The sequence below is a fragment of the Azonexus sp. IMCC34839 genome (genome assembly GCF_047047955.1).
In the GTDB taxonomy this organism is placed as follows: domain Bacteria; phylum Pseudomonadota; class Gammaproteobacteria; order Burkholderiales; family Rhodocyclaceae; genus Azonexus.
This window is the reverse complement of record NZ_CP150631.1, coordinates 2,416,051-2,428,185: the sequence shown is the minus strand read 5'-3', so window position 1 is coordinate 2,428,185 and position 12,135 is coordinate 2,416,051. Positions and strand designations below refer to the sequence as shown.

At 57.7% G+C, this 12,135-nt stretch carries 11 protein-coding genes; 6 read left to right on the top strand and 5 right to left on the bottom strand.

Annotated elements, in window-relative coordinates; translation table 11 throughout:
* Nucleotides 1–7 precede the first annotated feature (7 nt).
* The 5 genes from WIF35_RS11875 to dnaA form a co-directional block, all read right to left on the bottom strand.
* Nucleotides 8–1,144, bottom strand: a complete 1,137-nt coding sequence (locus WIF35_RS11875) for an FIST signal transduction protein (RefSeq protein ID WP_412478425.1) — start codon at nucleotides 1,142–1,144, stop codon at nucleotides 8–10.
* Nucleotides 1,145–1,380: 236 nt separating this feature from the next.
* Complete coding sequence (locus WIF35_RS11870; RefSeq protein ID WP_412478424.1) at nucleotides 1,381–1,737, bottom strand: hypothetical protein; 357 nt, start codon at nucleotides 1,735–1,737, stop codon at nucleotides 1,381–1,383.
* Nucleotides 1,738–1,764: 27 nt separating this feature from the next.
* Nucleotides 1,765–4,242, bottom strand: coding sequence for a DNA topoisomerase (ATP-hydrolyzing) subunit B (gene gyrB, locus WIF35_RS11865; RefSeq protein ID WP_412478423.1), 2,478 nt, complete (start codon nucleotides 4,240–4,242; stop codon nucleotides 1,765–1,767).
* 75 nt (nucleotides 4,243–4,317) lie between these two features.
* Nucleotides 4,318–5,424, bottom strand: coding sequence for a DNA polymerase III subunit beta (gene dnaN, locus WIF35_RS11860; protein WP_412478422.1), 1,107 nt, complete (start codon nucleotides 5,422–5,424; stop codon nucleotides 4,318–4,320).
* Between the two features lie 209 nt (nucleotides 5,425–5,633).
* Nucleotides 5,634–7,019, bottom strand: coding sequence for a chromosomal replication initiator protein DnaA (dnaA, locus tag WIF35_RS11855; protein ID WP_412478421.1), 1,386 nt, complete (start codon nucleotides 7,017–7,019; stop codon nucleotides 5,634–5,636).
* 235 nt (nucleotides 7,020–7,254) lie between these two features.
* Here dnaA and rpmH point away from each other — a divergent pair, with 235 nt between their 5' ends.
* The 6 genes from rpmH to WIF35_RS11825 all read left to right on the top strand — a co-directional run bounded on the left by rpmH (nucleotide 7,255) and on the right by WIF35_RS11825 (nucleotide 12,084).
* Nucleotides 7,255–7,389 carry a 50S ribosomal protein L34 gene (gene rpmH, locus WIF35_RS11850; RefSeq protein ID WP_027457001.1) on the top strand — a complete coding sequence of 45 codons (135 nt, stop codon included), beginning with the start codon at nucleotides 7,255–7,257 and terminating at the stop codon, nucleotides 7,387–7,389.
* Between the two features lie 18 nt (nucleotides 7,390–7,407).
* Nucleotides 7,408–7,779: a ribonuclease P protein component gene (gene rnpA / locus WIF35_RS11845; RefSeq protein WP_412478420.1), complete on the top strand. Its 372-nt coding sequence runs from the start codon at nucleotides 7,408–7,410 to the stop codon at nucleotides 7,777–7,779.
* Entirely contained in the window at nucleotides 7,776–7,985 is a 210-nt protein-coding gene (gene yidD / locus WIF35_RS11840) for a membrane protein insertion efficiency factor YidD (RefSeq protein ID WP_412478419.1), read from the top strand. The genes rnpA and yidD overlap by 4 nt, the downstream gene beginning before the upstream one ends.
* 26 nt (nucleotides 7,986–8,011) lie before the next feature.
* A complete protein-coding gene (yidC, locus tag WIF35_RS11835; RefSeq protein ID WP_412478418.1) occupies nucleotides 8,012–9,661 on the top strand; it encodes a membrane protein insertase YidC in 1,650 nt (549 codons plus the stop codon).
* A gap of 3 nt (nucleotides 9,662–9,664) precedes the next feature.
* The gene (mnmE, locus tag WIF35_RS11830) at nucleotides 9,665–11,011 is read left to right on the top strand and encodes a tRNA uridine-5-carboxymethylaminomethyl(34) synthesis GTPase MnmE (protein WP_412478417.1); all 1,347 of its coding nucleotides are present in this window, start codon (nucleotides 9,665–9,667) and stop codon (nucleotides 11,009–11,011) included.
* Between the two features lie 326 nt (nucleotides 11,012–11,337).
* Nucleotides 11,338–12,084, top strand: coding sequence for a sulfite exporter TauE/SafE family protein (locus WIF35_RS11825; protein ID WP_412478416.1), 747 nt, complete (start codon nucleotides 11,338–11,340; stop codon nucleotides 12,082–12,084).
* Nucleotides 12,085–12,135: the final 51 nt, after the last annotated feature.

Sequence of the window (12,135 nt, the reverse complement as noted above, 5' to 3'; positions counted from 1 at the left end):
AGCTTACTCAATCTTCGGATAGGCAACTGATGGTCATTGTCTGGTTATGGAGCCGGCAAGCACCTTCCGGGGCAAATGGGCTGATTTCACCATAGCTGTAGAAACCCGACAGCACCGTGTGTTTGCCGAGGACATCGACAACGGCCTCGACCTCTTCATCGACTCGCTGCCCCATGACCAGTTTTCTTCCGACGCAACTGACCAATACAGCGAGCGATGCCGCGCCCGTTTCCAGCATCGAAGCGGCAGCTTCCGCAGCATTCTCGGCACCATCAACCAGCTTGTCGGTACTGGCATGCATCAGTTTCAGATAGCCATCCTGCTGGACTTCACCCGCCAGGGTCAGGCTTCCTGTGGCCTCATCGACACCGAGAATCGTACGAATCAGGCCGTTGGCCTGATGGTCATCGGTCAACATGGCAAATGGAAACAATAAACCGGATGCGGGCAAGCCTTTGGCGTGTTCGCCCAAGTAGCGCTTGTAAACAGCCAGTGCCGGCTCCCCATCCAGTTCGTAGAGGATGTTTCCTTCGCTGCGGGTTACGCGGCGGGCCGGGCCAAACGGCTCCCAACCTCCAAATGAGCCATGCCCGATCGACAGTCGGTCACCATACATGCCGACAGCAACCACACTACGATCGCCGACACCATCGCGGCCAAGGGTAAAGGTTTGTTTGAAGGCACCGCCATCGCCCGCCAGACCACCGCAGATCACGACCTTTTCGCCGACGACGCCGGCAACCCCACGAACCAGAGCACTCCCGTTAATCTGGGTCCCCGGACCAAACAACAGTATCGCCTTGAGGTCTGGGGCATTGAGCTCCTTCGCCAAACTCTCGCCGACTTCAAACGAAGCACTCATGTTGGGAAGTTGAATCGAGGCTTGCCGCAACGGTACATCGTCGAAGTGAACTGCCGTCAACGTCAGGGTTCCGTTATCCACTCCGTGCGCCGTTATTTCGCCGGCAGTGGAACAACCGATGGCAATCGATGCCGGGAAAGTCGCGCGTACGGCATCATGCAATGTCGCATCGGAGAAATAAGAGACATCGCCAAAAACCAGCAGCATTTCCGGATCGGCCGCTTTCAATTTGCCCAATGCAGTGCTGAGCCCTGAAATGCTGTTTACGACTTCCTGTATCACTCGCACTGTCTGACCTCTTCCGATGAATCATGACTTTGTCCGCCCAACAGTAACGGGAAAGTCAAAAAATAGCGATTTTATTATTTTGCCAGTTTATTCCCGGATTCTACACATCCGGTTTCAGGTAGTGAGTGGCTTGATTGCGTCCCGTTGGCCCGCTCGGGACAAGACATCGTTAATACACACGAAATAAAAAAGCCCCCGCAGGGGCTTTCACTAATTCGGGCGCCGATCGGTTACTCCGGGCGAACCAGAACATAGGGATGCTTGAAGCTTTCACCCTTGAGTTCGGAAACGGCAAACTGCCCGCCACGGCCAACCAGCTTGGCGCGGCCCAGCGCGTTCGGTGCCGCACGGCCGGTAGCGGTTTCCTTCAAGTCGACGATGATCGGCTCCGGAGCCACCAGTTGCAGTTCGAGAATGGTCCCCGGATCCTCATCGAGCCAGAACTTGTAGACCGAGTTCGGTCCCTTCAGGGTCGCCTGCTGCTGCAGTTTTCCATCGAGATAGATGTCGATCTTGACCGGATCGGCAGCATGGCTGGCGCCAGCGGCAAAGAACAGCGCGCCGAACAAGGTTGCAAGGTGTTTCATATCGCTCTGCTCCTTAAAGCCTGGCTATCAGATATCGATGCGCGCATTGAGCGCGTTGGTTTCGATGAACTCGCGCCGTGGTTCGACATCTTCGCCCATCAGCGTGGTGAAGATTTCGTCGGCAGCGATGGCGTCGTCGATCTGCACACGCAGCAGGCGGCGCACCGTCGGGTCCATGGTCGTTTCCCAGAGTTGTTCCGGGTTCATTTCGCCCAAGCCTTTGTAGCGCTGCTTGCTGATACCACGTTCGACCTCACTGAGCAGCCACTTCATGGCATCGCCGAAATTGCCGATCACCTGCTTCTTCTCGCCGCGGGCGATGATGGCACCGGCACCGAACAGGTCGCCCAGCGTTTCGGCCATACGCTTGATCTGCAGGTAGTCGCCGGACAGCAGCAAATCCTCGTCGATCAGGCCGACCTTCAGGTTGCCGTGGTGCATGCGCTCAATGCGCAGAATCCAGCGCTCTTGAATGTCGTCGAACTTGGGAACGATTCGTGTACCGTGATTAACGAATTGACCAACTAGTTCGGCACTGTCACGGGCTACGGCCTCGCTCGACAGGTCGAGTTTCAGGTTGTGGCGGACAATGGCGTGCAGAACATCCGGGTTGATCAAGTGCGACAGGCGCTCGATCACGGCCTCTGTAGCCAGCCAGGAACGAGCCAGGTTTTCCAGGGCCGGACCGCTGATTGCGTCAGCGCCCGCACGCGGCGTCAACACGGCCTCGTCGAGCGCCATGTTGAGCAGGAACTGGTTGTATTCCTGGTCGTCCTTCAGGTAACGCTCGGTCTTGCCATGCTTGACCTTGTACAACGGCGGCTGGGCGATATAGACGTAACCGCGTTCGATCAGCTGCGGCATCTGGCGATAGAGCAAAGTCAGCAGCAGGGTGCGGATGTGGGCGCCGTCAACGTCCGCATCGGTCATGATGATGATGCGGTGGTAGCGCAGCTTTTCGACGTTGAAGTCGTCCTTGCCGATGCCCGTACCGAGCGCAGTGATCAGCGTGACGATCTGCTCGGAGGAAATCAGCTTGTCGAAGCGCGCTTTCTCGACGTTCAGCACCTTGCCGCGCAGCGGCAGGATTGCCTGAAATTTGCGGTCGCGGCCCTGCTTGGCGGAGCCGCCGGCGGAGTCACCCTCGACGATGTAGATTTCACACTGTGCCGGATCTTTCTCCTGGCAGTCGGCCAGTTTTCCGGGCAGACCGATGCCGTCCAGCACGCCCTTGCGACGGGTCATTTCGCGGGCGCGACGGGCCGCTTCACGAGCCCGCGAGGCTTCGACGATCTTGCCGCAGATGGTCTTGGCATCGACCGGGTTTTCCAGCAGGAAGTCGGCCAACTTCTGGGCCACGACTTCCTCGACGGCCGGACGGGCTTCCGACGACACCAGCTTCATCTTCGTCTGCGAAGCGAACTTCGGGTCCGGCATCTTCACGGACAGCACGCAGGCCAGGCCTTCGCGCATGTCATCGCCGGAAATCTCGACCTTGGCCTTCTTGGCGATCTCGTTTTCTTCGATGTACTTGTTGATGACACGGGTCATCGCTGCGCGCAAACCGGTCAGGTGCGTACCGCCATCCGACTGCGGAATGTTGTTGGTGAAGCAGAGAACCTGTTCCTGGTAGGAGTCGTTCCACTGCATGGCGACTTCAACACCGATGGTCACGCCATCGCCGCCCACCTTTGCCTCGCCGGAAGAGTAGAAAATCTTCGGGTGCAGGACCGACTTGGTACGGTTGATGTACTCAACGAAGCTTTGCACACCGCCGGCGAAGGCGAACAGTTCTTCCTTGCCGGAACGCTGATCGACCAGCTTGATCGACACGCCATTGTTCAGGAAGGACAGTTCACGCAGGCGCTTGGCCAGGATTTCGTAATGGAACTCGACATGGCCAAAAATTTCCTCATCGGCCAGGAAGTGCACTTCGGTGCCGCGCTTTTCGGTGTCGCCGAGGATTTTCAACGGGGAAATCTCGAAGCCGTCGCGGTTTTCAAGCACGCGATCGACCGGCACGCCACGGTTGAATTCCATGAAATGTTTCTTGCCATCGCGGCGGATGGTCAGGCGCAGCCACTTGGACAGCGCATTGACGCAGGAAACGCCGACGCCGTGCAGACCGCCGGAAACCTTGTAGGAGTTCTGGTTGAACTTGCCGCCGGCGTGCAGCTCGGTCAGCGCGATTTCAGCGGCCGAACGCTTGGGTTCGTGCTTGTCGTCCATCTTGACGCCGGTCGGGATGCCGCGACCGTTGTCGATGACGGAAATCGAGTTGTCCGGGTGGATGGTGACGATGATGTCGTCGCAATGGCCGGCCAGCGCCTCGTCGATCGAGTTATCGACGACTTCGAAGACCAGATGGTGCAGACCGGTGCCGTCGGAGGTGTCGCCGATATACATGCCGGGACGCTTGCGCACGGCTTCCAGGCCCTCGAGGATCTGGATGCTGGATTCGCCATAGGCCGGCGCGGCGCTTTGCGGGACGTTCTCTTCACTCATTGTTTTGGTTCCACGTGAAACTGCAAAAGGCCTGACCGGACGGACAGGCCCTTTCCTCGGTTACTGCTCGGAAAATCAGATGCGCATCGGCATCACGACGTACTTGAAGCGGTCGTTGCCGGGGACGGTGATCAATGCGCTGGAATTGGCATCGTTGAAGCTCCACTGCACTTCATCGGAATGCAGGTTGTTCAGCACGTCGAGTAGATAGCCGACGTTGAAGCCGACATCGATGACATCACCGGTGTAATCGACCTCGATTTCTTCCTGCGCTTCTTCCTGTTCGGCGTTGGCCGCCATCAGCTTCAGGCTGTTTTCGCCCAAAACGACGCGTACACCGCGGAACTTCTCGTTGGTCAGAATGGCGGCACGCTGCATGGCCTGCATCAGGGTCTGACGGCCGACCTTCATGTGATTCTTCAGAACGGGCGGAATGACGCGCTCGTAATCCGGGAACTTGCCGTCGATCAGCTTGGAGACCAGAACGACGGACCCGAAGGCGAAGCGCACCTGGTTCGGGGTCAGCGTGATGTTCAGCGCTTCGTCGTTATCGGCCAACAGGCGGTTCAGTTCGAGCACGGTCTTTCGCGGCAGGATCATTTCCTGGCGCGGCAGATCGGTTTCGATCTCGACACTGGCGAAGGCCAGACGGTGACCGTCGGTAGCGACGGCACGCAGTTCCTTGCCATCGACCTGGAGCAGCAGGCCGTTCAGGTAGTAGCGCACGTCCTGCGTCGCCATCGAGTACTGGGTCTTGGCCAGCAGCTGGCGGAAAGCCTTCTGGGTGATCTGAAACTGCTTGGTGTCGCCCTCGGCCAGCGTCATACGCGGGAAGTCGTCGGCCGGCAGGGTCTGCAGGCTGAAGCGGCTCTTGCCCGCGCGCACTTGCAGGCGCTTGTCTTCGAGCACGAGGCTGACTTCGGTGCTGTCCGACAGCGAACGCAGGATGTCCTGCAGCTTGCGGGCACCGACGGTGACGGCACCGTCACCCTCACCGCCGGCACCTTCGGTCGCCGTAGTGATCTGAATTTCGATATCGGTCGCCAACAGGGTCAGATGGTCGCCCTTCTTCTCGAGCAGCACATTGGACAGGATGGGCAGCGTATGGCGACGTTCGACGATCCCGGACACAGACTGCAGCGGCGCCAGGAGGGTGTCCCTTTGGGTTTTAATAAGAACCATATATCAAATTCCTTTGTTGACTATATCCGGAACAGTTCTGTTGATAACCTTAAAAACGCTCTATTAAACAGGTAGTTGCTGCGAAAAAACGGCTCTTGGAAAAGCTCTTGATTGCCTGTGGATGAAATCTGGACAATTTTCCCACATTCCGGCTTGAAGCAGATGCTCCACATATGCTGGACAGCTTTTCCACAGACTTATCGACATGCTCAACCCTTCAACACCTGAAGTAGCACGTGCAGGTCGTGATTGAGTTCGTTGTCCTTGCTGCGCAGGGAATCGATGGTCTTCACGGCATGGATGACCGTGGTGTGATCGCGTCCACCGAAAGCGTCGCCGATTTCCGGGAAACTGTGCGAGGTGACTTCGCGGCACAGCCACATCGCCACCTGGCGCGGCCGGGCGATGTTGCGGGTGCGCTTCTTCGAGAACAGTTCGGCAACCTTGATCTTGTAATAGTCGGAAACGGTCTTCTGAATATTGTCGATGCCGACATTGCGCACCGAGCCGATGACGTCCTTCAAGGCTTCCTTGGCCAGGTCGAGGGCAATGATGCGACCGTGGAAGGAGGAATAGGCCAGCACCTTCTTAAGTGCACCTTCCAGTTCGCGCACATTGGAGCGCAAATGCTTGGCGATGAAGAAAGCCACTTCGTCGTCGAGCTGGATGCCCTCGGCTTCGGCCTTCTTCTTCAGAATGGCGACGCGCATTTCCAGTTCGGGCGGCTCTATCTGCACGGTCAGGCCCCAGTCGAACCGGGTGACCAGACGGTCGTCCAGACCGTTGATGTCCTTCGGATAGGTATCGCAGGTGATGATGATCTGCTTGCGCGCTTCGATCAACGCGTTGAACAGGAAGAAGAACTCCTCCTGTGAACGGTTCTTGCCATTGAAGAACTGCACGTCGTCGAGCAGCAGCACGTCGAGCGAACGATAGGTACGCTTGAAACTGTCGAACGATTTCTGCTGGTAGGCACGCACCACGTCGGAGTAATAGTCTTCCGCGTGCACGTAGCGCACGACCTTGTCCGGATTTTCGGCGACGATGGCATTGCCGATGGCGTGGATCAAGTGGGTCTTGCCGAGGCCAGCACCACCATAGATGAACAGCGGGTTATAGGCACCGCCCGGATTGTTGGCGACCTGAACGGCAGCGGCACGGGCCAGGTCGTTGGCCTTGCCGACGACGAGGTTGTCGAAGGTGAAGGACGGGAACAGCCGGGATTTCTCGTAATTGCCGCTGACCTTGCTGCGCGGCTTGGCGGCCGGCTTTTCGGCAACCGGCTTTTCCTGGGAGTTCACTCCGCTGTCACTGGCCACACTGGCGGCAACCTTGGCCGGTGTCTTGCCGGCGCCAATCACCAGGGCGATGCTGACCGGGCCGGAGAAAAAGCTACGGCTGTAATCCTCGATACGCGACAGGTAGCGATCGCGCACCCACTTAAGAATGAATCCATTCGGCGCAATCAGACGCAAGCCTTCCTCGAGCGCGGCGCTTTCGCCTTCGAGTCGAAGTGGCTTGATCCACGTATTGAACTGCTGCGCGGGCAATTCCTGCTCAAAACGCTGCAAACAGGATTCCCAAAATCCGGCCATCGACGATCTCACTCCTTCGTCGTCCGGAAAACATCGTTGTTTCCGGAAGAATTAGTTATCTGATTTAAAGTGGAATTTTCTCGATCCTGGATTGCCGCGAAGGCGCGAATCGAGATGCGATTCTACCCGCCTCCGGAAAAGTTATCCACAGCTTGCAGAAATAAATCAGGTTGACAGGGCGTGGGTAAACGCGGTCTAATCGCGCGTTTTTCTTAGCACATCAAGGGATTACGACATGAAACGCACGTATCAACCGTCGGTCGTGCGCCGCAAGCGCACCCATGGCTTCCTGGTTCGTTCGCGCACCAAGGGTGGCCGTGCAGTTCTTGCTGCTCGCCGCGCCAAGGGCCGCAAGCGTCTGGCCGTCTAATATAGGATACCCGGCGGGGTGGAACAAACCTTCGCCAGACGATATCGACTTACCAAAACGGATGAATTTTCATCCGTTTTTGGTTTCAAGCGGGCGATTCGCGGCAAGTGGCTGATGTTGCATTACCAGCCGCGACCTGCCGACAGCCTTTCGGCCAGACTTGGTCTGGTAGTCGGCAAAAAATTGCTCAAACGGGCCGTGCACCGCAACAAGGTGAAACGGATCGTGCGTGAGCAGTTTCGTCTGCATCGCCATGAGTTACCGCTCTGCGATCTGGTTGTGCGCCTAGCCGCACGGCCGGCACCGCTGGACGGCAAGGCATTGGCGGAAGATTTCCTGATCCTGCTCGGCAAGCTGTCACGGCCGAAGCCCAGGCGGGAGGAGAAATGAAGCGTCTGTTGATCGGACTGGTTCGCATCTACCAATATGCGATCAGCCCTTTCCTCGGGCGACGCTGCCGCTATTTTCCGAGTTGTTCGGAATATACGGTGGAGGCAGTACAGAAACATGGTGCCCTGAAGGGCGGCTGGCTTGGCGTCAAACGCATTTGCCGCTGTCACCCGTGGCATCCAGGCGGGTATGATCCCGTACCCTGATTCAAGACAATTTTCGTAGGCCATTCATGGATACTCGACGCCTCGTCCTGGTAATGATCTTCACCTTCTCCAGCTTCATGCTGTGGGAGAACTGGCAGAAGTACAACCAACCGAAGCCGGTTGCTGGTGAACAAGCTGCCGCCACGGTCGCTTCCGACGCGCCGAAACCCTCGGCCACCCTGCAAGCCGGTGCCGCCACCGCTACACCGAACGCTGACGTTCCAGCCGTTGCCACCGCAGAAACCTTCACCATCACCACCGATCTGGTCAAGGCCACCGTGTCTTCCCAGGGTGGCGATCTGGTCAAGCTGGAACTGCTCAAGTACAAGGATCACGAGGACAAGGAAAAGACCTTCGTCCTCTTTGACGAAAAGCATAAGTACGCCGCCCAAAGCGGTTTGATCGGCGAAGGTCTGCCGACCCACCGCAGCATCTTCAAGCGCGTTGCCGGCCCGACCGAATTGGCCGATGGTGCTAACGAACTCAAGGTTCGCCTGGAAACTGTTACGGCAACCGGTATCAAGGTTGCCAAGATACTGACCTTGAAGCGCGGCTCCTACGTGGTCGATGTTGCCTGGGAAATTGCCAACGGCAGTGACAAGGCCATCGCTCCGCATGCTTATTTCCAGTTGCAGCGCGACGACGTGACCCCGGCCGGCGAAACCAAGATGGTTTCCACCTTCACCGGCCCGGCTGTGTACACCGAAGCCGAAAAATTCCAGAAGATCGATTTCAGCGCCATCGCCGATAACAAGGCCAAGTTCGCCAAGGCTTCGGACAACGGCTGGCTGGCCATGGTCCAGCACTACTTCGTTGCCGCCTGGGTACCGCAGGACAAGACCCAGCGCGAGTACTACATGCGCAAGCTGGAAAACGGCAATGTCTTCCAGGCTGGTCTGATCGTTCCGGTCGCCGAAATTGCCCCGGGCGCCAAGGCGGAAATGGCCGTCACCCTGTATGCCGGTCCGCAGGAACAGTCGGCCCTGAAGCAGGTTGCTACCGGACTCGATCTGGTGGTCGATTACGGCTGGCTGACCGTCGTTGCCGCGCCGATCTTCTGGGCGCTGCAAGCCATCCATTCGCTGGTTGGCAACTGGGGCTGGGCCATCGTCGTACTGACCATCGCCATCAAGGCCGTGTTCTACCCCTTGTCTGCCGCTTCCTACAAGTCGATGGCCAAGATGCGCACGGTTACACCGCGCCTGATGCAGTTGAAGGAACGCTACGCCGACGACAAGCAGCGCCTGAACCAGGAAATGATGAAGCTGTACCAGACCGAGAAGATCAACCCGCTCGGCGGCTGCCTGCCGATCCTGGTGCAGATTCCGGTCTTCATCGCCCTCTACTGGGTACTGCTCGGCGCCGTCGAAATGCGCGATGCACCGTGGATTCTGTGGATCAAGGACTTGGCCTCGGCCGATCCCTACTTCATCCTGCCGGTCATCATGATGGTTTCGATGTTCATCCAGACCAAGCTGAATCCGACCCCGCCGGACCCGATCCAGGCCAAGGTCATGATGATGATGCCGCTCGTCTTCGGTGTGATGTTCTTCTGGTTCCCGGCCGGTCTGGTGCTCTACTGGGTCGTGAACAACGTCCTGTCCATTGCCCAGCAGTGGCAGATCACCCGCATGATCGAAGCTGGCGGCAAGGCTGCCAACGATGCGAAAGCCTAAAGTGTGAAGCAGGACACCATCGCCGCCATCGCCACGGCCCCCGGCCGCGGTGGTGTCGGCGTCATCCGCGTCTCGGGCAGCAATTTGCTGCCCTTTGCTTTTGCACTGACCGGCAAGACGCCGAAACCGCGTTACGCCACCCTTGCCGACTTCAAGGATGCCCAGGGTGCTGCGGTGGACACCGGAATTCTGCTGTTTTTCCCGGGGCCTAATTCCTTCACCGGCGAAGACGTCATCGAGTTGCAGGGCCATGGCGGCCCGGTCGTCATGCAGATACTGCTGGCCCGTTGCCTCGATCTCGGCGCCCGCCTGGCCGAACCCGGCGAATTCAGCCGCCGCGCCTTCCTGAACGGCAAGATGGATCTGGCCCAGGCCGAAGCCGTTGCCGATCTGATCGACGCAGCTACAGCCAGCGCCGCACGTTCCGCGGTGCGTTCGCTGCAAGGCGAGTTTTCACGCGCCATCGGTGAGTTGAACGACGAACTGATCAACCTGCGCATGCTGGTCGAAGCCACGCTCGATTTTCCCGAGGAAGACATCGACTTTCTGCAGGCGGCCAATGCTTTCGGCCGGCTGGAAAAACTGCAACTGAAACTGGCCGAAATCTTCGACCGCGCCGGACAAGGCAAACTGCTGCAATCCGGCCTGCACGTCGTCCTGGTTGGCCAACCCAACGTCGGTAAATCCTCGCTGCTCAATCGCCTGACCGGCGACGAACTGGCCATCGTCACGCCCATTGCCGGAACCACGCGCGATGCCTTGCGCTCGACCATCCAGATTGAAGGCATTCCGCTGCACATTATCGATACTGCCGGCCTGCGCGAAACCGAGGACGAGGTGGAGCGTATCGGGATCGAGCGCAGCTGGAAGGAAATCGAGCGCAGTGACGTCGTGTTGCTGCTGGTCGATGCCCAATCTGGCATCGGCGAGGCCGACCGCGAGATTCTCGCCCGCCTGCCTGAGCGCCTGCAGCGCATCAATGTCTATAACAAGATCGACCTTGCCGGCCGTGCGCCGGAACGGCATGAAGAAAGCGATGGCATCGCCATTTCGCTATCGGCCAAAGCCAACCAGGGCATCGATCTGCTGCGTCAGGAATTGCTGCGCATCGCCGGCTGGCATCAGGCGGAAGACGTCTTCATCGCCCGCGAGCGCCATCTGCGCGCCCTCGCCTTGGCGCAGGAATACATCACCACGGCCCGCCAAGTAGTTGAAGGCATCATGCCGGCGCTGGAACTCTTCGCCGAAGAGTTGCGTCTGGCCCAGCATGCTCTGGGTGAAATCACCGGCGAATTCACCGCCGACGACCTGCTCGGCGTCATTTTCAGCCGTTTCTGCATCGGCAAATAAACCCTGTTTTGCCTGCTCACAGTAAAAATCCGCCTGTACACAAGCCTGTGCACAAGCTGTCCGTGGAATGTGGATCATTGCTGAATTCCTGACCTGTGGATAAATCGTCAAGAATTCATCCACAGGCAACTCCGAGGCTTCCCAAGAGGCTATTTTTCGTTACAAGTTAATGAATTTATTGTTTAAATTTTTGTTATCCACAGACTTGTTGCTGAGTTTGTTAACGTAGTAGCTGTATATACAGCTGTTTACTTAATACTGAACCGCTTCGACTTCGCGCATTTGAAGGAAAAATTCTGGAACTGCTGAATGAAACCCTGTGGCTGATGTTTCTGGCTTCTTTCATTGCCGGTGGCGTTGACGCTGTCGTTGGCGGTGGTGGACTGATCCAGATCCCTGCCCTGTTCGCGCTACATCCTGAACAATCGGCGGCAACCTTGTTCGGTACCAACAAATTCGCCAGCATCGTCGGTACGGCCAATGCCACCTGGCGCTACGCGCGGCGGGTGGTTATGCCTTGGCGCAGTATCCTGCCGGCAACCTTCGGTGCCCTGCTATTCTCTTATCTCGGTGCAGCCGCTGTCGCCTGGCTGCCTAAGGAATCGATCCGGCCACTGATTCTTTTTCTGCTGATCTTTGCTGCGGTGTACACGCTGAAAAAGAAAAATTTCGGGCAGGAACACCAGCCATTGCTCGCTGGCCATCACGAATTGTTCTGGGCATTCGTGCTTGGCGCCGTTATCGGTTTCTACGATGGCTTTTTCGGTCCGGGAACGGGCAGTTTCCTGATCTTTCTGTTTGTCCGCTTTTTTGGTTTCGATTTCCTGCATGCTTCGGCATCGGCCAAGGTGGTCAATGTGGTGACCAATTTCGCGGCACTTGCCTATTTCATTCCCAATGGTCATTTGTTGCCCTGGCTGGCGGTTGGCATGGCCATCGCCAATCTCAGCGGTTCGCAGGCGGGAACCTGGTTGGCACTGAAATACGGCAATGGCGTAATCCGCAAGGTCTTTCTGCTTGTCGTCGGCGTTCTGATTCTGCGCTTTGCCTGGGATACGGCCAAAATGCTCTGATCATTGGAACTGATGCCTTCGCACGTTTTCAAATAAAATCGCCCACTTCGT